The organism is Shinella sp. HY16 (assembly GCF_028534175.1).
GTDB lineage: Bacteria > Pseudomonadota > Alphaproteobacteria > Rhizobiales > Rhizobiaceae > Shinella.
In genome coordinates this window covers 63,307-87,001 of record NZ_JAHYXL010000001.1, presented here as the reverse complement: position 1 = coordinate 87,001, position 23,695 = coordinate 63,307, and the positions used below count along the sequence as shown (strand labels likewise).

Genomic DNA, 23,695 nt, shown 5'->3' with positions numbered 1-23,695 from the left:
GATCGCCAAGCGATACCGCCCCCTTCTCGCCGGCCTCATCGCGAGCCTTGCCGGAGCGCTGGCGCTGTTTTCGCTCGGCGAGACGGCGCTGGAGCGGCAGCGTGAATTCTATTTCGACGCGCTGACGCAAGGCGTGCCCCCCGAGGGGAGCGACCGGATCGTCGTCGTCGACATCGACCGAAAGGCGTTTCAGTCCGCGCCGAACCGCGACTGGACGCGCACCGAGACGGCCGATCTCATCGACCGCCTCGCCGCCGCCAAACCCGCCGCCATCGCTTTCGACTTCATCTTCAGCACCGATTGCGCCCCGGAAGAACCGGCAAATGCCGCGCTCGCCAGCGCAATCGCCAAGGCGCCGACCATCCTCGGCTTCCTCATCGGCGAGACGCCCGACGGGGCGCCGCATCCCGTGCCGGCGCTTGCGCTGCAACGGCCTGTCGCGGTGCCCGACCTCTGGTTCATCGACGGCACGGAAAGCTCCTGCGCCTTCCTGCAGGACAAGTCGTCAGCGGCGGCAGCGGCCTTCCTCGTCGGCGACGAGGACGCCGTGGTGCGTCGCGTGCAGGCCTACGCGATCGTCGGCAATGCCGCCTATCCGGCACTCGGCGTGGAGGCAGCGCGGCTTGCGGCCGGTGCGCGCACGCCGGTTCTCGGCGGCAATCCCGTCTGGCTGCGGCACGATGCCCGTATCCTGCGGCTCGACGAGGACGGCAGCCTGCGTTTTGTGGCGAGCGATGCGGAGACGATCCGCGCGCGCACCTTTTCCGCCGGTGATGTCGTGGCCGGTGCGGTGCCGGCAGACAAGATCGCCGGCAGGGTCGTTCTGATCGGCAGCAGCCTGCCCAATCTCGGGGGGCTGAGGACCAGCGCCTCCATGCCGCTCGAGCCGTCCGTGCAGATCCATGCGGATGTCGCGAACGCCATCCTCACCGACCACATTCCGACGCGCGATCTCGGGCTCCTGCCGTTCGAGGCGGGCGTCGCCTTCCTCGCCGGTGCGGCGGCAGCCTTCGCGGCGGCACGGCTCCGCCCGCTCTTCGCCGCTCTTGCCGGTGTCGCGCTGGTCGGCCTGGTCTTCACGGCCTCGGTTCTGCTTTATGCCCGCACGGCGCTGCTCTCCGATGCGATCGGGGTTGCGCTTGTCGTCGCTACTGCGGCGCTGGTCACCGGCCTTCTGCAATTTGCCCATGTGCGCCGCGCCGAAGCAACGGCACGGCAGCGCTTTGCGCAATACCTGCCGCAATCCGTCGTGGCGCGCTACATCGACAATCCCGACCTCGGCCGCGTTGCCGGTGAGGAACGGCAGGTGACGGCACTCTTCACCGATATCGAAGGGTTTTCAACGCTGGCGCAAAAAATCGGCCCGCACGACCTCGTCAAACTGCTCGACATCTACTTTTCCGAGGTGAACGCGCTCGTCGCGCAGCATGGCGGCATGGTGGACAAGGTGGTGGGCGACGCGGTGCACGCGCTCTTCAACGCACCCGATGATCTTGACCGGCACGTCGACAAGGCGCTCGCCTGCGCCGACGAGATCCGCGCCCTGACCGAAGAGATGCGCCGCCGCCCCCTCTTTATCGAACGGGAGTTCGGGCGCACGCGCATCGGTGTCGAGACGGGCATGGCTGTGCTGGGCGAGGTCGGCGCCGGCGGCAAGCTCGACTATACCGCCCATGGCGATGCGGTGAACCTTGCCGCGCGGCTTCAGGACGCCAACAAGTTCCTGGGAACGCAGATCTGCGTCGGCCCGCGCGCGGCCGGGGAAACCAACCGCACGCTACGTGCCATCGGCGAACACGAGATCCGCGGCTTCGGCACGATGGCGCTGTTTACATTGGATTAGCGCAGAAGGGATGGCACGCCGTTACCGCTTAGCCCCTTCTCCCCTTAGGGAGAAGGGGCTGGCAGGCGGAGGAGGGGGATGCCGGAGGCTAGAGAAGTCGAGGTTTCCAGCTGCATCGCCCCCTCACCCGACCTTCGGGCCACCTTTTCCCCGGGAAGAGAAGGGAAGATGCGGCAGCCCTCTCATTCCCCGATACCCGATCAACGGACGCCGGCGCTCGCATAGGCCTCGCGGATGCGGGCCTCGCCCCATTGCGTAACCTCGCCGGGAGCTGCGCCCGGCGCAGCGATCTCGACGCCCTGGCCGGGGCCGACCTCCTTGGTGACGCCGCCGCCGGAGACCTCGACGAGCCCGTGTTCGACGAACACGGCGAAGGGACCGCGGCTGGGGCCGGCGAAAAATTTCGTGCCGCGTACGCCGATCATCCCGAAGGCGGTGCGCACGGTAAGGTCGATCTTGGCGAGGCCCTCCGGCCGGTCGAAAATCATCTGCCCCGTGCCGAGCTCGATCGTGCCGCCCTGCCCGGCGATAAAGGTGTCGATCAGGAGCTCCGTCTCGCTGCCGAGCAGAAGATTGGTATCCTCGCCGAGCTCCAGCGCGGCAAAGCTCTTCTTGCCGGTCGTCACGAAATCATGATCTATCAGGCTCGCGCCAGCCTTCAGACCCTCCAGCAGGTTTGCCTGCTTGCGGTTGACCTCGCCGGTGATTTCCACCGCCTTGCCGATCACGGCGTTCGCCTGGGTAGAGCGGATACCGATGCCCGTCAGCGCGAGCGCCCCCCCGGTCATGAAGAGCCGGCGGCTGAGACGGACCGGACGAAAAACCTTGAGCGCTTCCATTGACGTGCCTTTCACGCGCAGCCGAACCCGGCGGCATGGAATTGAACCTGAGCATCCGCTGCGCCTTCCGGCTGCGAAAATGCTCTCCCTCTTCTCTATACGCAGTTTCCAAGGCAAATCCGCAAGGTGTCCTACCGGAATTTTGCGGGCACGGTGGATGTACCTCGCCTGCAATTCTTATGCTCCGCTCACTTCCAGCTTTCTGTTCCCGCGGAAACAGCCTTGGTTTGCCAGACCTCTATGGTGCGGTCATCAACGAAGGGAGACGGATCATGTTCATGCGATCCAATGGAATGAAGACGGCTGGCCGCGCCCTTTTCTTCGCGGTCCTTCTGTCCGGCGTCGCCGGCGGCGCGGCGGCCAGCACGATCGAAGCCCAGTGCGACGCGGCGGCCGGCAGCCAGTACGATATGACGCGCAACACGGCCTTCGCGCCGGTTGCCCGTGAGGACATCCGGATCGGCACGGCGCTCTCGGCCTGCCGCGAAGCCTATAATGCCGGCGGCGGCGCGCGCATGGCCTTCCAGCTCGGCCGCGCGCTGGAGCGCGCCGGCCAGGATCTCGACGCCATGAAGCTCTATGCCGAGGCCGCCGCGCTCGGCCATACCGTGGCGATGGTCAATTACGGCGCGATGCTCGGCAAGCGCGGCGATCCCGTTGCCGAGTTCAACCACTACAAGAAGGCCGCCGAAATGGGCGACATGCTCGGCGCCTACAATCTCGGCGTCGCCTATCGCGACGGCATCGGCACCGACATCAACGGCGAGGAAGCCGCGCGCTGGTTCGACAAGGCGGCGGCAAATGGCGACGAGACCGCCGCCTTCAATCTCGGCGTGCTCTTCGACGACGGCAGCCTGATTGCCGAAGACAACGCACGCGCTGCAGCCTTCTATCGCCTCGCCGCCGAAAAAGGCGTCGTCGACGCCATGATCAATCTCGGCCTGATGCTGGAATCCGGCGAAGGCGTTTCGCAGGATCTTGCATCCGCCGCCGGCTATTTCAAGCAGGCCGCCGACCTTGGCGACAGCTACGGCAACTTGAAATTCGGCCTGATGCAGCAAAGCGGCAAGGGCATCGTCAAGAATGTCGAGCAGGCGGTGAACAGCCTCGTCGCGGCCTTCGAGATGCGCGACGTCGATCTGGAGGTCATCCTGCGCGATACACCAGAGCAGCTCAGCGCCGACGCCCGCCTCGCCATCAAGCAGGTGCTCGCCAAGCGCAAGCTGATCGCCGGCGCCGAGAATGCCGAGATCGACCCAATCACCCTCGGCGCCATCGAAAAACACTACGCCGCGAAGTAAACGGCGAGGTCAGACGATCTCGCCGGCCTGCGGACCCCAGGTGTCCGTCATGGCAAAACCGTTGGCGAGCGGATCGGTCGGATCGAGCGCGATCTGGTGCAGGCCAAAGGTCCAGCCGCGGCCGGTGATGGTGGGGATGATCGCCGTGCGGCCGGCAACGACGGTTTCGGCCGCCAGCCCCACCTCGAACTCGGAGCCGATGATCGAGCGCGAGCGGAACGTATCGCCGACCTTGGCGAGACCGCGGGCATGCAGCACCGCAAGATTGGCGGAATTGCCCGTGCCGCATGGCGAGCGATCGACACGGCCGGGCCACATGGTTGTCGCGGTGCGCACCAGGCCATCGGGATCACGATCGCGGAACATGACATAGGCGACGCCGTTGATCTCGGGGATCTCGGGATGCACGACCGTCATCGATTTGTTGATCAGATCCTTCAGCGCCATGCCGGCATCGACCAGTGCGCGGGCATTGCCCTTCTCGATCTTGGTGCCGATCTGGTCGACATCGACCAGCGCATAGAAAATGCCGCCATAGGAGATGTCGAAGCGCACGCGGCCCCAGTGCGGCGTGTCGATCTCCACGTCCAGCGCCTCGACGAAGGACGGCACCATGGTGAGCTTGACCTTCTCGCAGCGCCCGTCGCGGCAAGTCGCCGTGGCCTTGACGAGACCGGCGGCCGTATCGAGCACCACCACCGTCTCCGGCTCCTTCATCTCGACAATGCCGGATTCCAGAAGCGCCGTGGTGACACAGATCGAGTTGGAGCCCGAGGAGGCATGCGCCTGGTCGGCCTGGAGGATGATGAAGCCTGCATCTGCCTCCGGACGCTTGGCGGGAACCAGAAGGTTTACTGAGCCGGTCGCCGCCGCGCGCGGTTCCAGGCAGAGGAAACGACGCAGGCTGTCGTCAACCGTGTTGATGTGGTTCAGCTGCTCGGCGATCGTGTTGCCGGGGATTTTCGGCACGCCGCCGATCGCCACCTTGCCGATTTCGCCTTCGCAATGAACATCCAGCAACTGGATCGTGCGCTTCCATCTCATGTCGGTCTGCTCCGTCTCGGCCAGGCTCGGCCCTTTTTTACTCTCTGATATATCAGATTGCCGTGCATTCCAACAGCTTTTCACGCGACAGGTTCACACGCTACGAAAGGGCATCCGGCAATCGCCGGATATCATCCCTGCTGCGAGACCTCTTCATGACCAAGCTCATCGTCTTTACCGACCTGCATATGGTGCCCGAGGGGTCGACCATTATCGGCCTCGATCCCTACAAGCGCCTGCTCACCGGCATCGAACACGTCAACCGCTACCATGCCGATGCCGACCGGGTTATCTTTACCGGCGATTTGACGCACCGCGCGGACACGCAATCCTACGAGCGCCTGCGCGATCTCCTGTCACTGCTCGTGCCGCCGGCCGCCATCACCATCGGCAACCACGATTATCGCGAGCGCTTTCTCGAAAGCTTCTCCTATGTGAAGCCGGACGAGAATGGCTTTGTGCAGCAGGTGATCGATTTCGACGACTGCCGCGTGGTGCTGCTCGATACGCTTTTCGCCCCACCCTACGATTATCCGCGCAGCCATGCCGGCTATCTCTGCGAAACGCGCCTGACCTGGCTCGACAATACGCTTTCCGGTGCCGGCGGACGTCCCGTCCTCCTCTTCATGCACCACCCGCCGCACAAGACCGGCTTTACCGGGATGGACGCAATCCGGCTTTCCAACGAGGGCGCCTTCTACGAAATCGTGCTGAAACACGGCAATGTGCGCCACATCTTCGCCGGCCACGTGCACCGTACGATCGGTGGCTCGCACCGCGGCATTCCTTTTTCAATCCTCAAGAGCCCCGTGCACCAGCAGCCGATGCCCTTTGACGCGCCGAACGCGTCGCTCTCGGTCGACGAGCCCGCGGCCTATGGCATCGTCGTCGTCACGGAAGATGGCCTGCAGGTACACAACGAGGACTACGAAATCGCACGGCGCGATTCGGAAATTGCCTGAGGGAGAGGTTAACGCGCGTTACACATCGTGATGCGCCGCCGCGTCCTGCACGGAACCGAAGACAGAAAGTGACGTTGTCTCTGCCGAAGGGGTGGGAAAACCACATTCGAAGGAGAATGACATGCGTAAGTTTCTGATGGCCGGCGCCGCACTGGCGCTCATCGGCGCCACCGCGGCCCATGCAGATGACGGCGACAAGGAAGTCCTCGGCGGTGCGGCCGGCGGCGCAGCGGGCGCGGCCGCCGGCGCCGTCGTCGGCGGCCCGGTTGGCGCCATTGTCGGTGGTGCCGTGGGCGTTGCCATCGGCGCGGAAGCCGCCGTACCGGACGATGCCCGTGTCTACGTGCTGGAAAACCCGACACCGCCCGTCATTCTGGAAGGTCAGGTGACGTCGGACACGCGTTTTGACGACACCGTCACGCTGACGCCGATCCCCGAGCACCCGGACCTTGCCTATGTCTATATCGACAATCGCCCGGTGATCGTGCGAACCGATAGCCGCCAGGTGATCTATGCACCGGAGGTCGAAACGACAGCCAGCATCTCCGCCGACATTCCGGAAGCGGCGATCACCTATGTCGAGCGCCATCCGCTGGAGCCCGTCGTGCTGGAAGGCCCGGTGGAGGCCGGTGCGCTCATCCCGGATACGGTTGAGATCGTCGAGGTGCCTGAGAGCCCGAGCTACGGTTACATCTATATCGATCAGCGTCCGGTTCTGGTCGACCGCAATACCCGTGAGGTCATCTGGGTCCGCTGACCCCACGGGATTTGCGAAGCGAGGGCGGCTCCTGCGAGAGCCGCCTTTTCATTGCCCGGTCGCCGTCACCGCAGTGTCTTCCACGGATTGGCCGAAGCGCAGCCACTGGTCGTTGTAGTTCTTGCGCGTCACCGGATCGAAGACCGCGATGGGCGTGGAGACGGCGATGCTGGCGACGCTGCCCACCGTCTGGGCAGTGCCGAGCGCCACCGCACCGAGCCGGTCGCCGAGACCGACCTCGGAATCCGTGACGGTCTGGCCGGCGATCAAGCGGTTGCCGATCAGCCGCACCACTTCCGGGCTTTCGGCAAATTTTCCGTGGTTGAGGCTGTCACCCGATTTCAGCGCCGTCAGGTCGAGCACGATGATGCCCTGCTTTTCCAGCATGCTGCGATAGGGTTCCTGCGAGGGGTCGATCTGGCCGAGCCGGTCGACATTGCCGGAAATGCGCCGCGAGAGCGTCAGTGCCCGATCATCTTGCGAGACGAACAGCGTGAATTGCGGACGCTCCTTGCCGATGGCGCGCAACTGCTGGCCGAAGACGTCCACATCAAGATCGGGCGAGGCAAGGATCACCTGCTGGATCTTTTTCGGAACGCGACCGTCGCGGATCGCCATCTGGCGCAGCGTCTCCACCGCAAGCCAGGTGCCCATGGAATGCGCCATGATGGTGATCTCGCCGACCTCGGGCGAGTTGACCGCAGCGCGCAGCAGTTCCTCCAGCGCGTCACGTGAGTAGTTGGTGCTTTCCTTGTCGTAGGAATAATCGAAAATGCTGGCGCGCGAGGGCCAGGTGAAGATCACGGGCGCGGCATCGGTCTTCGAATCGTGCACGATCTGCGCGAAGCGATAAACGGCATCCTCATAGCGATTGTTGAAGCCGTGTACGAAGACGAGCACGCGCCGGCTCTTCGGCAGGTGCCCGTCAAGCCAGGCACGGCTCTTCTGGGCACTGTCGACCGGCGTCACGCTGACAGTCGAAAAATCCTTTTGCGGATTGGCCGGCAGCTTTTCCGGCCATTGCACCTGGCCGACCTTGCGCTTGTCATCCGGAGGAATGGAAACCCTGATGTCGCGCATCACGAGTTCGGAGCCGCGCTCGCCGGAGAACAGCACGCCCGGCTGGTGCGAGGGCGCGCGCGTGGTGGCGACGAGGAGATCGACCGTCGAGACACCCGCCGGCGCTTCGCCACTCGGCACGAGCACACCTTCCGGCCGGCCGGCGCAGCCCGCAAGGGCAAGCAGTCCGGCGAAGATCACGCGACGCAATACGCGCGGCATTTCGCGGTTCATCATGCCCCGCTTCCTTCCGCTTTCTGGTTTCGCCGGTGCAGGCAGCACCGCTTTCCCCTGCTTAGCCGAGCGGCGCGCGGTTTTGAAGAGCGGCAAGCACCCAGCAGGGCGTACGGCGGCAAGGCGTGGCATATCGGTCACGTCGCCTGCCGGTGACCGAGGATGGACTTGCTGGCGACAATCGATCGTACCCAGATCAAAAATGGACGGAGACCACGGGAGATCCGTGCCCTAGCCTACCCGGGATGAGCGGCCATTCGGCCGCCGGACGACGGGGCCCGAGACCACGATACGGACAGGGACCTTGTTCAAAAATTGACAGGCAAGGAGCGCTTTCATGGCAATGGTCGGAGGCACGATCACGCGTGTAAACACGCAGTTGGATTTTCCGGAGAGGGCCTCATCTGTTACCGGCCTCAGCGACGGCGGCAGGGTCGTTACCTGGGAGTCCGAGAACACGCCCACTGGGCGGACTGATGTTTACCAGCAGGCCTTCAATGCAACCGGAACGCGCAATGGCGGTGAAACCTGGATCGACGGATCGATGAACGGCAATGATACGATGTGTGGCGGCGAGGGCAATGACAGCCTGAGCGGCGGCGATGAAAACGACCAGGCCTATGACGGCAAGGGTTCCGACAGCCTCTCCGGCGGCAGGGGCCGTGACACGATGGGCGGTGGAGAGGGGACGGACAGGCTGTTCGGCGGCCAGGGCGCCGATATCCTTGCCGGCGCGGGCCGCGATGTGCTGGCCGGCGGCAAGGGGCGGATGTGTTCCTGTTCACCGCCAAGAGCGATTCCGGCACCAATGCCAGGATACGGGACACGATCACCGACTTCAGCCAGAAGGGAGGCGACAAGATCGACCTCGGCAGGATCGGTCTCGACAACGGCAACGGGGAAGACCCGTTCTTCACCTTCCTCGGAAAGGGGGCTTCACCGGCAAGGCCGGGGAACTGCGCTACGAGATCAAGGACGGCAAGACGACGGTCCTCAGCGATCTCGACGGCGATGGGGATGGGGATGGGGATGGGGATGGGGATGTCTCGATCCTGCTCGACGGAACAATCAACCTCAAGGCAACCGACTTCATTCTGTTACGGCGGGAGGCGGCCGCCATGCGAGAGCGGGTCGAAACGCTAGCGATCTCCTGCCGGCTGGTATGGGCACGCGAAAGACCGAAGGCTTCCGCGAGGGAAGAGATGGTGCTCACGTCCGTCAGCATGTTTCCCGCCTCCGGAACCACCCCCTCTTCGAGGCCGGCGATGAACCGGTCCATCAGCAACCCTCCCGCATCGGCCCACGTGAAGATGGTGTAGAACGGGCCGGGCCTGTAGAGATCAGCATCCGAAACCAGGGGCCATCCCGACGCGTGGCGCAAGATGCGTCAACAGCCGCTCGGGTTCGGCCAGGAAGCGCGCGCTCCGGCATCGGCCATCGATAAGATCGAAGACATGAAGATGCAGGCCTACCACTGCGTCAGGATCGACAGGGTCAGGGCGGACGGGACGACCTCTTCTCCCATGCCCACCGGGAGAACAACTTCGTATTTCAGCGCCTCATCGAAAAAGGCGTAGGCGGTGTTGCGGCTGGCAATGCCGTGCTGGCGCGCCAGGAGGCCGAGGCCACGCCGCGTGAGCCCCGCACCGCCGCACCGGGCCGCCAGGAAATACTGCGCCAGGCCCGCATGGCAGAGCAGCCACCGTTGCTGGGTGGCGAAGAGCGCGGCCGTACGCGGCGCAGCCTCGTGCGCGGCAAGGAACCACCGCGCCATGAAGCGGAGAGCCAGCGGGAACGCCCGCTCCGCGATCAGCCTATCTGCGGAACCCGCTTGCTGCACTGCTGGCGGCAGGCAGATATCAGATACCTCCAGGGGGATCGGCATGGTGGACCGTCTTCCCGCTCGAGCAGACCGGAGGGGGCCTGCCGCCGGGACAGCCGGCCGCTCATCGTTTTCTCTCATCAACGGCTTGGCATCACGTCTCCCCGGGCCCCCGCATGGCGCTTCGGTTTCCGGCCTTCACGGTGTGATAGGTCTCAAGCCGCGCGAATGTCCTGACGGCGCGGGGCGCAGTTCTGAAATTTTCTGATTTTTTCTGAAACGGGGCCGATGGCGCCACGCATGCAAATCCCAGGCAAGCAGACAGGCGGAGGCATCCACCGGTTGACGGCGGCACCGGCGCTTCTCTATTTTGCGCCGGACCGCGACTGGGGATCGTGAGGAGCCGGTGTTGTTTTTTTCGGGATTCGCTCTGGATCCGGACCGCGCCGAGTTGCGTGGTCCAGACGGCGCTGTCATCCGGCTGCGCCCGAAGGCCTTCGAGCTCCTGCGGCTGCTCGTGGCCCACAGCCACCAGCTTCTTCCCAAGCGGGTCCTGCTGGACACGGTCTGGCCCGGCGTTCATGTCGGGGAAGACAGCCTCTTCCAATGCATTCGCGAAATTCGCGCTGCGCTTGGCGATCACGAGCGGCAGATGGTCAAGCTCGTGTCGGGCCGCGGGTATCTGTTCGCGGTCGATGTCTCCACCGCGACCGACGCCAAGCCGGCCATCCAGGCCTTGCCGATCGAGGCCTCCGGCGTATCCTCCCGGTTTCTCCGGACACGCAGGACCACGGCACGCATGATTGCAGGGGGCGCCACCGCCGCCCTGCTGCTCGGGGCTTTTGCCATCGTGAAATCCGGCCTTTTTTCCGATCGACCAGCCCCGGTGGTCGAGGTCATGTCGTTCGTCGATACAACGGCCGAGCCGCGCGAGGCAGCCCTCGCGCGCGGTGTGTCGGCGCAGCTGATCGCCGGCCTCTCCCGCATCGACGGCCTCCAGCTCATTGCCTCGGCGGGACAGGCAACAGCAGCCAGGACCGCCCCGACCCATCTGGTCCAGGGCGAGCTGCGCAAGAGCGCCCAATCCTGGATTCTTCAGACCCGCTTGATCGATACGGCGAGCCGCGAGGTCCTGTCGGTTGTCGAGGCCAAGGTCGATGCACAGCAACCCGATGCGCAACGGGTGCAATCCCGGCTTGCCGCCGGCGTGGGATATACGCTGGCCCTGAAGCTGGGAAGGCTGCGTGAGGACAGCCCTACACCCGGGAGCAGCACGGCCGATATCGCGATCCAGCAGGCCGCCGCATCGATCAACCAGACGACGAAGGAGCGCTTTGCAACGGCGCGCACGATTCTCGAGACGTATCTCGCCGGCGATCCGGACAATGTCGACCTGCAGGTTGCACTGGCGACGCTGCATCTGCGCGGCATCCAGATGACCTGGTACAGCCCTGCGCAGATCAACGCAGCGGAGAATGACGCACGCAAGCTGCTTGAAGAGGCCGTGGCGGCGCAGCCGCTTTCCGGATCGGCCATGGGCGCCTATTGCCGGTTCCTGACGGCGACGAACCAGTTCGCCGAAAGCCTTGTCGCCTGCACGAAGACCCTCTCGCTCAATCCCTGGGATGGCGCCGCCCTTTTTCAGCTCGGCCTGACGCAACTTCAGCTCGGCCGTTTCGAGGATGCGTTCGCGACCTTCCTGGAGGCAGACGGCTTCGACACGCCGGATGTTTCCCGCTGGACGTGGCTTCTGGGCGCGGGCCTCGTCTGCATCGTCCAGGACCGCAACGAGGAGGCGCTCGGCTGGCTGCAGCGTTCGATCGCAATCACGCCCGCCTCGGGGCGAGCCCACATGCTTCTCGCCGTCGCCTACCACCGTCTTGGCCGGGATTCCGAGGCCAAGGAAGCGCTCGCGAAGGGACTGGCGCTACGACCGGGAACGACGGCCACCAACATCGCCCTGCGCAAGGACAATGCAAGCGACGCTTATCTCCGCGCTGCCGGGAAAATCAGCAGCAACCTGGTCGAAATCGGCCTGCCGCCGTAACGCGATCACAGTGCCATGGATGATGTCGGACGTTCGGCCGCGGCGCGACAAAACCTCGTTCGCCGTGCCAGTTTACAGCAGCAAGCCACATGCCCCTGCAAACCGAGGAGACTTCGTCTTAATCTAGATCTTTGGAAAAGAATGGCGCACCCGAAGAGATTCGAACTCCTGACCCCCAGATTCGTAGTCTGGTGCTCTATCCAGCTGAGCTACGGGTGCGCTGGCAGTTGCGGGTGTGTTGCCCGGCTGCGAGGCGGTCTCTAAAGGGTCCTCCGGCCTATTGCAAGCGTCTTTCGCAGAAAAAATGTACTTTTTTCATCGGCTCGTCACACAGCACCGGCAAAACCCCGGATTATGAGGCGCGGTGGCGGAACGCATCGAGGGGGACGGGACGATCCGGCAGTTCGATGCGGAACAGCGTGCCGGGCGTCTGCTTTTCGACCAGCGTGATCGTCCCCCCATGGGCGAGCACCAGCTCGCGGGCGATCGCAAGGCCAAGACCCGTGCCCCCTGAACGCACGGAGCCGCGGAAGGCGGCAAAGAGGTTGTCTCGGGCCTTTGCGGGCATGCCGGGGCCGTTGTCGTCGATGGCGATGGACACGACGCTTCCGGTGCGCAGACCTGTGACAAGCACGGTGCGCCGCTCTGCGCCGCTGTCCTGCGACAGCGCCTCGACGGCGTTGCGGCACAGATTGTGGATGACGCGGAAGAGCTGCTCGCTGTCGGCGTCGACCTGGAGGCCCGGCTCGACCTGCGCCACGAAATCGATGTCACTGCGCGAATCGAGCGCCAGCACTTCGGAAACCTCCTGCACCAGCGGGCGCAGCGCGACGAAGCGGCGGCGCGGCTCCGGCTCGCGCATGCGGCCGTAGGAGAGCACCTCGTTGGTATAGCCCACCGCCCGGTCGATGCTGCGCAGAAGCTTCGGCGCCACGCGCTTGACCACAGGGTCGTCGACATCGGACAGGCGGTCGGACATCAGCTGGGCCGAGGAGAGGATGTTGCGCATGTCGTGGTTGATCTTCGACACGGCGAGACCGAGATCGGCGAGGTTCTTCTGCTCCTTCAGCGTGCGTTGCAGCGTCTGCTGCATGGCCGCGAGATGGATGCCCGCAACGGCGATCTCGTCGCGACCGCCGGAGGGTTCCAGCACACGCGCCGGGTTCGAGGGATCGGCGGCGAACTCCTGGATGTTCGCGGTCATGCGGCGGATCGGGCGGATCAGCAGCCGATTGAGCGCGAAGAAGATGGGGCTTGCGGTAACCAGCGAGATGATCATCGACAGGGTCAGGACATTGCGGGCATGCCCGAGCATGGCGCGGCGCAATGCCCGCTCGTCAAGCAGGAGTTCGATACGCGTGCTGGTTTCCCCAACCGGACCGAAAACGCGGATGACGCGCTCGCCGCCGAAAAGCAGCGTCTCAAAGGCATCATAGACGGATGCGAGCGTCGAGACGTCGGAGAGGTCGTATTGCGCGTCGATGCTCGGCGGCATATCGACGGCGGCAACCATGCGTGAGGCATCCTGGCGCCTCAGGATGATCGCCTTGGTGCCGGTCGCCATCAGCGCCTCTTCCTGCACGGGGCGCGGCAGCTCGTGATCCGGCAGGCCCTCGATGACGACGCTCGCGGCGGCGGCCGTATTCAGGCGGTCGCGCAGCCATTGAAGACGCATGTTGGCGACCGACGGCACGAAGATCAGCACTTCCGCGATCAGGACGAAGATGGCCGTGACCAGGAGGAGCCGCCCGGACAGACCGGACAGAAAGCCGACCGCCGGCACCGGCTTCTCGGTCAAGGACGGTGTCCCGTCTCTGTCCACCATGTTTCAACTCCCAGGCAGGCCGCGGCGCGGCAAACGCATCGTGACCGAAGGTCGACGACGTATTTCAGCCAATCATAGGAGATTGCGGCAAATTTTCCAACGCTGCCGCGGAAACGACAAAAACGCGGCGATCCTGCGATCGCCGCGTTGAAAGGCTGAATCCGGCTACGAAATGCCGCAGCGCTCCCGAACGCGCCGGGAATGACCGATCAGAATTCCTCCCAGTTCTCCTGTGCGACCGCTGCCGTTGCGCCGCCGCGATTGCCACCGAAGGCGCGGGCGACATTACCCATCATGCGACGGGCGGGCGATTCGACCGGTCGGGTCTCGGCGCGCACGGCCGCGACACGCTGCACGGCATCCCCCGTGCGGAAGCGGGCGACGAGGTCGGCCAGGCCGTCGGCTTCGCCCTTCAGCTTGTGCGTCGCAGCCGAGGTTTCCTCGACCATTGCGGCATTGTGCTGAGTGACCTGATCCATCTGGTTGATGGCAGTGCTGATTTCCTGGAGGCCCGTCGCCTGCTCGCGGGCGGCGGTGGCGATCGCGTGGATGCGGTCGTTGATGGTGACGACGCGGCTTTCGATGTCTGAGAGGGCCGCCCCCGTCTCCTGCACATACTTGACGCCAACGGACACTTCGTCGCCCGACTTGGTGATGAGGCCCTTGATGTCCTTGGCGGCGCTCGCGGCGCGCTGGGCAAGCTCGCGCACCTCCTGCGCGACGACGGCGAAGCCCTTGCCCGCCTCGCCGGCACGCGCAGCCTCGACGCCGGCATTCAGCGCGAGAAGGTTGGTCTGGAAGGCGATCTCGTCGATGACGGAAATGATCTGGCTGATCTCGTTCGAGGCCTGCTCGATGCGGCTCATCGCGCCGATGGCATTGCGCACGATATCGCCCGACTGCTTGGCGCTCTGCGTCGCCTCGCCAACCATCGATGTCGCCTCGTTCGCCCGTTCCGTCGAATTCTTGACGGCAGCAGTGATCTCTTCGAGGGCAGCGGAGGTTTCCTCGAGCGCGGCGGCCTGCTGCTCGGTGCGCTTGGAAAGATCGTCGGAAGCCGTGCGCAGCTCGCCGGAATTGGCGTTGATCGCATCCGTCGAGGCACGCACCTCGCGCATGGTGCGCTGCAGGGTGGCCAGCGTGGCGTTGACGTTCTGCTGCAACTCGGCAAAGGCGCCGCGGAAGGAACCGTCCATGGTCTGCGTCAGGTCACCCTCGGCGAGCGCGCCGATGACGCGGCGGGTTTCGGCAATTCCCTCCTCCACGCCGGCGACCAGCTCGTTGACGCTGCGGGCAAAGCGGTTGAGATCGTCGTTCTGGTAGTCCTTGCTGATGCGCGAGGAGAAATCGCCCGCCGCTGCGGCATGCACGACGGTGGCGATCGAGGACTGCAGGTCGGCGCTCTTCTCGCGCAGGATCTCTTCCTGGGCGTTGAGGTCGCGCACGGTGATGGCGTTCTGGCGGAAGATGGCGACGGCTGCGGCCATTTCGCCGATCTCGTCCTTGCGGCCGGCATAGGGCACTTCCGTGTCGAGATCGCCGCCGGCAAGGCGGTTCATCGTCTCCGTCACCTTCTGGATCGGACGGCTGAGTTCGTTGGTCGCGATATAGAAGGCAACACCGCCACCGAGAGCAAGACCGACGCCGACAGCGCCGAGCACCAGAGTCAGCATGAGAGTTTCAAAGGCAGCGATCTCAGCCTTGATGGCGGTGAGGTTCTCGTTGTCCGTCTGGACGACGGCGTCGATCTCCTTCTGGAAGGCCTTGCGGTTCGCACGGTTGAGCTCGTTGTTGCCCTGTTCATTGGCGGCAACGATCGAGACCGTTGTGCCGAGGCTCGCCGTTTCCATGCGGAAGGTGCGGAATTCGGCTGCACGCGCCACGACGGCGTCAAAGGCGGCCTTCTGCGTCTCCGGCACGATCGGGCGCCATTCGTTCAGCGTCTTGTCGATGCCGTCGAGTTCCTTGGCGATGCCTTCGGCAAATTTCTTGGCGCCGTCGGTGTCCTTGGAGGCATAGATGCCGCGAGCTTCCATGACGACGGCAGTGACCTGCCGGTTCAGGTGCTCGCCGAGGAAGGCGCGGTCTGCGGCATTCTCGTATTCATGGAGCTTGTTGCTGTATTCCGAGACCACATGGACGGCAATGCCGCCGATGAGGACGGAGATGAGGCCCATCAAGCCCACAATGAGATAGATCTTGCCGCGTATCTTCACGTTCGCACTCCAAAGAACGGTGGGTGGCAAGAGGGCACGACCCACCTCACCTTCGCGAAGGACGGTAAACGCTAAAGGTTAATTAGACTTTGATACAACCGCCCAAATATTGAGCGTATTCACAACCGCTAATGCATTGATGCAAGAGAGGAAACCGGGAAATCCGGGGGGAATTACCTCACGTAACGTGACAAAAACATGACAAAGCACAATTTACATGCAACTTTTGAGTGCTATTCCGTTAACGATTGTGACAGCCGCGCGCACCAGCGACTGCGCAATTGACTTTCGACCGTTTTTGCCCCTATAAGCCGCGCACGTCCGGAAAGCATGGCTTCCCGCGAGGGCAATCCTATGCCGGACTTCAACGCTCCTTGCGTAACGCAAACCCAAGAAGGGCCGCACACCGCGGTATTAAATAAATGTCGAAGCGTACCTACCAACCCTCCAAGCTTGTTCGCAAGCGTCGTCACGGTTTCCGCGCCCGCATGGCAACGAAGGGCGGCCGCAAGGTCCTGTCCGCACGTCGCGCCCGCGGCCGCGCACGTCTCTCGGCCTAAGGCCGTGCCTGCCCGAACAGAGGCGACGGGCATATGACGAAAACTGTTGAGAAATCTGCTGTCGGGCGGCTGAAAAGCCGTCCGCAGTTTCTTTTTGTGCGCGAGGGCGAGAAACGCAAGGGACCACTGTTCCTTCTCGAAGTGCGCGACCGGCAGATGCCGGACGAAGCGCCCCGCGTCGGCTTCACCGTCACCAAGAAGCACGGCAACGCCGTGGAACGCAATCGCATGCGCCGGCGCCTGAAAGAGGCGGTGCGGCTATCGGCCGGGTTTGCAATGGAGCCCGGACACGACTATGTGGTTGTCGCCAGACGGGACGTGTTGAGCGCACCCTTCAAAACCCTTGAAGCCCGTCTGAACGACAGGATCGCGACGGTCAAGAAACAGAAGCAGCAGCAGCGCCCTGCTGCTCCCGGGAAAGAGTGATGGAAAAAAACCGCAATTACTTCGTGGCGATCGCGCTGTCCGTGCTGATCCTCGTTGCCTGGCAGTTCCTTTATGTGAACCCCAAGCTGGAGAAGGACCGCGCCGCGCTCGAGGCGCAGCAGGCCGCCCAGAGCCAGCAGACCACCACCTCCGGCGGCACGACGACCGCGACCGGCACAAGCGGCACGCTGCCCGGCGGCACGGCGGCCACCACCGCGACCGAGACGCGCGAGACGGCACTGGCCCGATCCGCCCGCGTCGTGATCGACACGCCCTCGCTTTCCGGCTCCATCAGCCTGACGGGCGCCCGCTTCGACGACCTGAAGCTGAAGGATTTCCACGAGACCGTCGACAAGACGAGCCCGATCATCACGCTGCTCAGCCCCGCCGAGACCGAACACGGCTACTTTGCCGAGATCGGCTATGTCGGCAGCGAGGCGACCGGCCAGGTCCCCGGCCCGCAGACCGTCTGGACGCAGGACGGCACCGGCAAGCTGACGCAGACCACCCCGGTCAAGCTCACCTATACCAACGACAAGAACGTCACCTTCACCCGCACCATCTCGGTCGATGAACACTACATGTTCACGATCTCGGACAGCATCGAGAACCGGACGGATGCGGCAATCGCGCTTTCGCCCTACGGCCGCTCGACGCGCTTCTTCAAGCCGACGGACCCGTCCGTCTACGTGCTGCACGAAGGCTTTATCGGCGTGCTCGGCGAACTCGGCCTGCATGAGGTGAAGTACACCGAGACCGAGGACGACACGACCGTTTCGCCCGGCAAGGCGACCGGCGGCTGGCTCGGCATCACGGACAAGTACTGGGCGACCGCGCTCGTGCCGCCGCAGACGACGCCCTACGAGACGCGCTTCTCCTATTTCAAGGACGGCCGTCCGCGCTACCAGGCGGATTATCGCCAGGACGACATCTCGATTGCGCCGGGCCAATCCGTGGAAGTCAAGAACCTGTTCTTCGGCGGCGCCAAGGAAGTGCCGATCATCGACCAGTACGAGACGTCCTACTCCATTCCGCAATTCGACCTGATGATCGACTGGGGCTGGTTCTGGTTCTTCACCAAGCCGATGTTCCAGCTGATGGACTTCTTCTTCCGCTACTTCGGCAATTTCGGCATCGCGATCCTCATCACGACGATCGTCGTCAAGGGCCTGTTCTTCCCGCTTGCCAACAAGCAGTACGCCTCCATGGCGAACATGAAGAAGATGCAGCCGAAGATGGAGGAGTTGAAGGCCAAGCACGGCGACGACCGCATGGCGCTGCAGCAGGCGATGATGCAGCTCTACAAGGAGGAGAAGATCAATCCGCTCGCGGGTTGCTGGCCGATCCTCCTGCAGATCCCGGTGTTCTTTGCGCTTTACAAGGTGATCTACGTCACCATCGAAATGCGCCATGCACCGTTCTTCGGCTGGATCCAGGACCTTTCGGCGCCGGATCCGACCTCGCTGTTCAACCTGTTCGGCCTTCTGCCCTACGACGTGCCGCACTTCCTGATGATCGGCGTCTGGCCCATCATCATGGGCATCACGATGTTCCTGCAGATGCGCATGAACCCGACGCCGCCCGACCCGACCCAGGCGATGATCTTCACCTGGATGCCGCTGATCTTCACTTTCATGCTGGCAACCTTCCCGGCCGGGCTCGTCATCTACTGGGCCTGGAACAACACGCTCTCGATCATCCAGCAGGCGATCATCATGAAGCGCCAGGGCGTGAAGATCGAGCTCTTCGACAATCTCAAGGGATTGTTCGGAAAGAAGGCCGGATCGTCCTGACGACCGAACAACGAAACTCCAGGAAACCCCGGCCCTCGCGCCGGGGTTTTCTTTTGCCGTTTTTTCTGCAAGGCCCGCTTGCGACATCGCGCCGTCGCTGGCATGGAAGCAGTGCGGGCGGATCCCTGTCATGCTCGCGACGATCCCTTTGTCCCGACACCGTTCCGAACGCAGAACCGCTTTCCGCCCTTTTGCCGGACTTGTCCTTGCGAGCGCATCATCATGTCTGCCTCCACGCTTCCGGTCACTCCCACGCTTCCGGACAGAAGGGGGCAAGGCTATGGCGCCGCCCTCGTGCTCGGCTCGGCCGTCGTCTGGAGCTTCGGCGGCACACTGGCGCGCTTTCTCGCCATTGAGGACGGCTGGACTGTCGTCTTCTGGCGCTCACTCTTTGCCGCCCTCTTCCTGCTCGGTTTCATGCTGCTGCGCGACGGCCCACGCGGCACTGTGCAACTGTTCCGGGGCATGGGCCTTGCCGGCATCGCGGTCGGCCTCTGCTTTGCCACCGCCTCCACGTCCTTCATCCTCGCGCTCGCCTATACGACCGTCGCCAATGTCGTGCTGATCCAGGCCGGCGTGCCGCTGATCGCGGCGCTGATGGCCTGGCTGCTGTTTCGCGAGAGGATCGCGGTCCACACCTGGGTCGCCATCGCGGCGGTGATCGGCGGCGTTGCCATCATGGTCTCGGAATCGCTCGGCGGCAGCGTTTCCATGATGGGCGATGCGCTCGCCCTGCTGATCGCCTTCGCCTTCGCCACCGCAACGATCATCACCCGGCGCTTTGCCCATGTGCGCATGACGCCCGCCGTCTTCTTCGGCACGCTCGTCGCCTGCGCGGTGGCGGCAAGCCAGGCTTCCGGCTTTGCCGTGAGCGGCCGGGAACTCGTCGTTCTCATCGTTTTTGGCGCGCTCAATTTCGGCCTCGGCCTTGCGCTCTTCGTCACCGGCGCCCGCCTGGTTCCCTCGGCGCTCGCCGCCCTGCTCGGCACGGCCGAGACGGTGCTGGCGCCGCTCTGGGTGGCGATCATCCACGGAGAAGTGCCCGGTGCGCGCACGATCGTCGGCGGCATCATCGTGCTGGCGGCACTCCTGTGTTATCTCGGCCTCGAACTCTGGCGGCAGCGGCGCGCTTGACTTTCGCAGCCAAAACCCGGAAGCCGGGGGCCGGACAACAAGGGCACGATTTATGACCGAGACGACGTCGCAGGACGACAAGCCGCTGTTCGGCAGGCCGTGGATCTTCATCCGCGGCGTGCCGGCGATGAAATTCCTGCCGCCCGAGGGGCCGCCGGAGATCGCTTTCGCCGGTCGCTCGAATGTTGGTAAATCCTCGCTGATCAACGCACTGGTCGGCCACAAGGGCTTGGCACGCACATCCAACACGCCCGGCCGAACGCAGGAACTCAACTACTTCGTCCCGGATGGCTTTTCCGGCGCGGAGGACGACCTGCCGCCGATGGCACTCGTCGATATGCCCGGCTACGGCTATGCCCAAGCGCCGAAGGAACAGGTCGACGCCTGGACCAAGCTCGTCTTCGACTACCTGCGCGGTCGCTCGACGCTGAAGCGCGTCTATGTGCTGATCGACAGCCGCCACGGTATCAAGAAGAACGACGAGGAGGTTTTCGCCCTGCTCGACAAGGCGGCCGTCTCCTACCAGATCGTGCTGACCAAGACCGACAAGATCAAGGATGCCGGCGTGCCGCGCCTCGTTGAAGAAACGCTGCAGAAGATCGCCAAGCGTCCGGCCGCCTATCCGGAGGTGCTGGCCACCTCCTCGGAAAAGGGTCGAGGGCTGGACGAATTGCGCAGCGCCATCATCACGGCCATCACGCGATAAAAGAGCCGCCGGCAGAACCGGCGGCCCAGGGCTGACGAAGGCTGATCCGAGCCGAAAGAACGCGGGCCCGGATTTTCGAGGTCAGGCCTTCGGCAGCAGAACCTTGTCGATGACGTGGATGACGCCGTTCGACTGCTTGACGTCGGCGATGGTCACGGACGCCGTGCCGCCTGTCTCATCCGTCAACGTGATCTTGTCGCCGTCCATCTTGGCGGAAAGCATGCAACCGCCGACGGTCTTCACGGGGTGATTGCCGCCATCATCGGCGATCATCTTGCCGATTGCTTCCGACAGCGCATTTGCCGCCACCACATGGCAGGTCAACACCTTGACCAGCTGATCCTTGTTTTCCGGCTTCAGCAGCGTGTCGACCGTACCGGCCGGCAACGCCGCGAAGGCCTCGTTGGTCGGCGCGAAGACGGTGAAGGGGCCGGCACCCGACAGTGTCTCGACGAGCCCGGCGGCTTTCACGGCAGCCACCAGCGTCGTATGGTCCTTCGAATTGACGGCGTTTTCGACGATGGTCTTGTTGTCGTACATCGGCGCGCCGCCAACCATCGGGTTTTCCGCGCGAGCCGCAAAGGCACCAAGCGCGAAAACCGTGACGAGGGCAGCGGTGCGAAGCGTGAAACGGGTCATGGATAGGGTCCTTTTTTCCGGCCCCGCGGCATGCGGGTCCTCCCGGTTGTGATGCCCGAGGGGCGATCACTGGGAGCAACGGGCGCCTTGAAAAAAGAGTTTCAGGACAGGCGAACTTTCTTACAAACCATTGTCCGGAAAACGAAAAAGCCGCGAAACGCGCGGCCCTCTTCGTTTTCTTCGTTCCATCAATCGAAGCGGGCTGCACCTGATGCGATGACCGGACCAGTCACGCTACCGCTCATCGATCCGCCAAAGGGCTCGACGCTGACAGCAAGGACCGAACCCTGCACGATGCGGCTACGCATGACCGCCGGCACAGCCAGCTCACCTTCGCCGGTTTGCGGCAGGACGCCAAGCGAGACCGGCGATTTTCCGTCCTCGACGAGCCAAAGCTCCAGCGATTTTTCCTTTTCCTTTCCGGCTGCGACGGGCGTGACGCGCAACGCACCGTTCGCCTCGTCGTAGCGCGCAACGAGATTGATCGCAGCTCCCTCGCCGGCAAGATCAGCGACCAGCCGGCCGCCGCTCTGCGGGCGGGGCGCCAGAAGCGTGCTCATCGAGAAGGCAAGCCCGGCAGCAACGGCAAGCGAGGCGAGTGCAAGCGAACGCCAGAGGGCCAGCGAATTCCAGAAGCCGCCGGAGACCTTGCCGGAAAAGGCGGCGTCCGGCGGTGAGGTGCCAAGGATGCGCTGCTCGATGGCGGAGAAGGTGCGGGGCGGTGGTTGCAGCACCTCGTAATCGTCATTGAAGGTGGAGAGGTTTTCTTCCCAACGGTTCACCATGGCGGCGAACTGGCGATCCTCGGCAAGCCGCTCCTCCACCTTGCGGCGGTCTTCGGCGGAAAGCACCCCGAGCACGTATTCGCCCGCGATCACCTCGTCGCGGCGGGGGTCTCTCATGTCTTTGTCGGGCGCCGTCATCGGCTCATGCACTCTCTCAGTTTCAGAAGGCTTCGGCGAAGCCAGGTTCTCATCGTGTTCAGTGGCACATTGTGGATTTCGGCAAGCTCTTCATAGCTCAGACCCTCTATATAGGCACGCCGGACGGCCGATGCCCGTCCGGGCTCCAGCTCCTCCATGCATGTATCGATCCGACGGCCCTCCGACTGCAACACGACGGCCTCCTCCGGCGTCATGAGCGGGTCGGCAATATCATAGGCCTCATCGATGTCCGTTGCCACCGGTCTTCGCGCACGAATGACGTCAATGGCGTGGTTGCGTGCGATCGCGGCGAGCCAGGCCATCGGGTGCACATTGCCGGCCACGTAGCGATCGGCACGCTGCCAGATCTTGACATAGACCTCCTGCAACGCCTCCTCCGCTTCGCTCCTGTCGCGCAGGATACGGAGGCAGATGGCAAAAAGTTTCGGGGCACTCGCCTCGTAGAGCACGGCGAAGGCCTTGCGGTCCTTCAGTGAAACGCGGCCGATGAGGTAGGAGATGTCATTGCCGGTCACGCGCCGCTCCCTGCCTGTCGCGCCGCAACCCTAGTCTTTTTCCCCGACCATACGCAATCTCGTATCCAAATCATTCCATCGTCACGAAACATGCGTTAAACAGGCGCCCACCCGTTCCCAAGAGGCCGCCATGTCCCTATCCGAAAGCGAAACCCAAGCCCGCCTTCTCGCGCAAGCCCTGCCCTTCATGCAGCGCTACGAGAACAAGACCATCGTGGTGAAATATGGCGGCCACGCCATGGGCAATGCGGAACTGGGCAAGGCTTTCGCCAGCGACATCGCACTGCTCAAGCAGTCGGGCGTCAACCCGATCGTCGTGCATGGCGGCGGCCCGCAGATCGGCGCGATGCTGAGCAAGATGGGCATCGAATCGAAATTCGAAGGGGGCCTGCGCGTCACCGACCAGAAGACGGTCGAGATCGTCGAGATGGTGCTCGCCGGCTCGATCAACAAGGAGATCGTCGCGCTGATCAACCAGACCGGCGAATGGGCGATCGGCCTTTGCGGCAAGGATGGCAACATGGTCTTCGCCGAAAAGGCCAAGAAGACCGTCATCGATCCGGACAGCAATATCGAGCGTATTCTCGATCTCGGCTTCGTCGGCGAGGTGGTGGAGGTCGACCGCACCCTGATCGACCTGCTTGCGAAATCCGAGATGATCCCGGTCATCGCTCCCGTCGCGCCAGGCCGCGACGGCCATACCTACAACATCAATGCCGACACCTTCGCCGGCGCCATCGCGGGCGCACTGAACGCGACGCGCCTGCTCTTCCTGACGGACGTACCCGGCGTGCTCGACAAGAACGGCCAGCTCATCAAGGAACTTTCCGTGGCCGAAGCCCGCGCCCTCATCAAGGACGGCACGATTTCCGGCGGCATGATCCCGAAGGTAGAAACCTGTATCGACGCCATCAAGGCCGGCGTGCAGGGCGTCGTCATTCTGAACGGCAAGACCGCCCATTCCGTGCTGCTCGAAATCTTCACCGAGCATGGCGCCGGCACGCTCCTCGTGCCCTGATCCGGCTTCGG

At 63.9% G+C, this 23,695-nt stretch carries 21 protein-coding genes, 1 tRNA gene and 1 pseudogene; 13 read left to right on the top strand and 10 right to left on the bottom strand.

Annotated features, from left to right (window positions below; genetic code table 11):
- Position 1: 1 nt before the first annotated feature.
- Positions 2 to 1,843 carry a CHASE2 domain-containing protein gene (locus K0P03_RS00420; RefSeq protein WP_443020568.1) on the top strand — a complete coding sequence of 614 codons (1,842 nt, stop codon included), beginning with the start codon at positions 2 to 4 and terminating at the stop codon, positions 1,841 to 1,843.
- 200 nt (positions 1,844 to 2,043) lie between these two features.
- Here K0P03_RS00420 and K0P03_RS00415 read toward each other — a convergent pair whose 3' ends face one another.
- The gene (locus K0P03_RS00415; RefSeq protein WP_272788598.1) at positions 2,044 to 2,682 is read right to left on the bottom strand and encodes a FecR family protein; all 639 of its coding nucleotides are present in this window, start codon (positions 2,680 to 2,682) and stop codon (positions 2,044 to 2,046) included.
- A gap of 272 nt (positions 2,683 to 2,954) precedes the next feature.
- On the opposite strand from K0P03_RS00415, the gene K0P03_RS00410 reads away from it, so the two are divergent.
- Positions 2,955 to 3,983: a tetratricopeptide repeat protein gene (locus tag K0P03_RS00410; protein WP_272788597.1), complete on the top strand. Its 1,029-nt coding sequence runs from the start codon at positions 2,955 to 2,957 to the stop codon at positions 3,981 to 3,983.
- Between the two features lie 9 nt (positions 3,984 to 3,992).
- Here the strand turns inward: K0P03_RS00410 and K0P03_RS00405 are convergent, their stop codons facing one another.
- The gene (locus K0P03_RS00405; RefSeq protein WP_023516362.1) at positions 3,993 to 5,027 is read right to left on the bottom strand and encodes a proline racemase family protein; all 1,035 of its coding nucleotides are present in this window, start codon (positions 5,025 to 5,027) and stop codon (positions 3,993 to 3,995) included.
- 155 nt (positions 5,028 to 5,182) lie between these two features.
- Between K0P03_RS00405 and spdA the strand changes: the two genes are divergently transcribed.
- Positions 5,183 to 5,989 (top strand): 2', 3'cyclic nucleotide phosphodiesterase SpdA, encoded by an 807-nt coding sequence (spdA, locus tag K0P03_RS00400; RefSeq protein WP_050742616.1) that lies wholly within the window; start codon positions 5,183 to 5,185, stop codon positions 5,987 to 5,989.
- A 121-nt stretch (positions 5,990 to 6,110) separates the two neighbouring features.
- Positions 6,111 to 6,746: a DUF1236 domain-containing protein gene (locus K0P03_RS00395; RefSeq protein ID WP_050742617.1), complete on the top strand. Its 636-nt coding sequence runs from the start codon at positions 6,111 to 6,113 to the stop codon at positions 6,744 to 6,746.
- Positions 6,747 to 6,794: 48 nt separating this feature from the next.
- Here the strand turns inward: K0P03_RS00395 and K0P03_RS00390 are convergent, their stop codons facing one another.
- Positions 6,795 to 8,042 (bottom strand): alpha/beta hydrolase, encoded by a 1,248-nt coding sequence (locus K0P03_RS00390; RefSeq protein ID WP_023516031.1) that lies wholly within the window; start codon positions 8,040 to 8,042, stop codon positions 6,795 to 6,797.
- Positions 8,043 to 8,376: 334 nt separating this feature from the next.
- Here K0P03_RS00390 and K0P03_RS35660 point away from each other — a divergent pair.
- Together K0P03_RS35660 and K0P03_RS35655 are read left to right on the top strand one after the other, a co-directional pair.
- A pseudogene (locus K0P03_RS35660) lies at positions 8,377 to 8,793 on the top strand (calcium-binding protein); the annotation flags it as partial.
- 17 nt (positions 8,794 to 8,810) lie between these two features.
- Entirely contained in the window at positions 8,811 to 9,182 is a 372-nt protein-coding gene (locus K0P03_RS35655) for a type I secretion C-terminal target domain-containing protein (RefSeq protein ID WP_443020525.1), read from the top strand.
- A 325-nt stretch (positions 9,183 to 9,507) separates the two neighbouring features.
- On the opposite strand, the gene K0P03_RS00385 is transcribed toward K0P03_RS35655, so the two are convergent.
- A complete protein-coding gene (locus tag K0P03_RS00385) occupies positions 9,508 to 9,924 on the bottom strand; it encodes a hypothetical protein (RefSeq protein ID WP_272788596.1) in 417 nt (138 codons plus the stop codon).
- 343 nt (positions 9,925 to 10,267) lie between these two features.
- Here K0P03_RS00385 and K0P03_RS00380 point away from each other — a divergent pair, with 343 nt between their 5' ends.
- The gene (locus tag K0P03_RS00380; protein ID WP_272788595.1) at positions 10,268 to 11,908 is read left to right on the top strand and encodes a winged helix-turn-helix domain-containing protein; all 1,641 of its coding nucleotides are present in this window, start codon (positions 10,268 to 10,270) and stop codon (positions 11,906 to 11,908) included.
- 142 nt (positions 11,909 to 12,050) lie between these two features.
- Here the strand turns inward: K0P03_RS00380 and K0P03_RS00375 are convergent.
- The 3 genes from K0P03_RS00375 to K0P03_RS00365 form a co-directional block, all read right to left on the bottom strand.
- Positions 12,051 to 12,127 (bottom strand) — tRNA-Arg (locus K0P03_RS00375).
- A 133-nt stretch (positions 12,128 to 12,260) separates the two neighbouring features.
- On the bottom strand, positions 12,261 to 13,733 hold the full coding sequence (locus K0P03_RS00370; RefSeq protein WP_272788594.1) for a sensor histidine kinase: 1,473 nt from the start codon (positions 13,731 to 13,733) through the stop codon (positions 12,261 to 12,263).
- Positions 13,734 to 13,942: 209 nt separating this feature from the next.
- On the bottom strand, positions 13,943 to 15,949 hold the full coding sequence (locus tag K0P03_RS00365) for a methyl-accepting chemotaxis protein (RefSeq protein WP_272788593.1): 2,007 nt from the start codon (positions 15,947 to 15,949) through the stop codon (positions 13,943 to 13,945).
- Positions 15,950 to 16,371: 422 nt separating this feature from the next.
- Between K0P03_RS00365 and rpmH the strand changes: the two genes are divergently transcribed.
- The 5 genes from rpmH to yihA all read left to right on the top strand — a co-directional run bounded on the left by rpmH (position 16,372) and on the right by yihA (position 20,568).
- Positions 16,372 to 16,509, top strand: coding sequence for a 50S ribosomal protein L34 (rpmH, locus tag K0P03_RS00360; protein ID WP_037405882.1), 138 nt, complete (start codon positions 16,372 to 16,374; stop codon positions 16,507 to 16,509).
- A gap of 33 nt (positions 16,510 to 16,542) precedes the next feature.
- Positions 16,543 to 16,935, top strand: a complete 393-nt coding sequence (rnpA, locus tag K0P03_RS00355) for a ribonuclease P protein component (protein ID WP_023515341.1) — start codon at positions 16,543 to 16,545, stop codon at positions 16,933 to 16,935.
- Entirely contained in the window at positions 16,935 to 18,728 is a 1,794-nt protein-coding gene (gene yidC / locus K0P03_RS00350) for a membrane protein insertase YidC (RefSeq protein WP_024270218.1), read from the top strand. Before rnpA ends, yidC begins: the two co-directional genes overlap by 1 nt.
- A 222-nt stretch (positions 18,729 to 18,950) precedes the next feature.
- Complete coding sequence (locus K0P03_RS00345; RefSeq protein ID WP_272788592.1) at positions 18,951 to 19,862, top strand: DMT family transporter; 912 nt, start codon at positions 18,951 to 18,953, stop codon at positions 19,860 to 19,862.
- A 52-nt stretch (positions 19,863 to 19,914) separates the two neighbouring features.
- Positions 19,915 to 20,568 carry a ribosome biogenesis GTP-binding protein YihA/YsxC gene (gene yihA, locus K0P03_RS00340; RefSeq protein WP_023513934.1) on the top strand — a complete coding sequence of 218 codons (654 nt, stop codon included), beginning with the start codon at positions 19,915 to 19,917 and terminating at the stop codon, positions 20,566 to 20,568.
- An 81-nt stretch (positions 20,569 to 20,649) separates the two neighbouring features.
- Here the strand turns inward: yihA and K0P03_RS00335 are convergent, their stop codons facing one another.
- The 3 genes from K0P03_RS00335 to K0P03_RS00325 all read right to left on the bottom strand — a co-directional run bounded on the left by K0P03_RS00335 (position 20,650) and on the right by K0P03_RS00325 (position 22,666).
- Entirely contained in the window at positions 20,650 to 21,207 is a 558-nt protein-coding gene (locus K0P03_RS00335) for a fasciclin domain-containing protein (RefSeq protein ID WP_023513933.1), read from the bottom strand.
- Positions 21,208 to 21,395: 188 nt separating this feature from the next.
- Positions 21,396 to 22,130, bottom strand: coding sequence for an anti-sigma factor (locus tag K0P03_RS00330; RefSeq protein ID WP_050742624.1), 735 nt, complete (start codon positions 22,128 to 22,130; stop codon positions 21,396 to 21,398).
- Positions 22,127 to 22,666 carry a sigma-70 family RNA polymerase sigma factor gene (locus tag K0P03_RS00325; RefSeq protein ID WP_024270219.1) on the bottom strand — a complete coding sequence of 180 codons (540 nt, stop codon included), beginning with the start codon at positions 22,664 to 22,666 and terminating at the stop codon, positions 22,127 to 22,129. Before K0P03_RS00325 ends, K0P03_RS00330 begins: the two co-directional genes overlap by 4 nt.
- Positions 22,667 to 22,796: 130 nt before the next feature.
- Between K0P03_RS00325 and argB the strand changes: the two genes are divergently transcribed.
- Positions 22,797 to 23,684, top strand: coding sequence for an acetylglutamate kinase (gene argB / locus K0P03_RS00320; protein WP_023515234.1), 888 nt, complete (start codon positions 22,797 to 22,799; stop codon positions 23,682 to 23,684).
- Positions 23,685 to 23,695 lie beyond the last annotated feature (11 nt).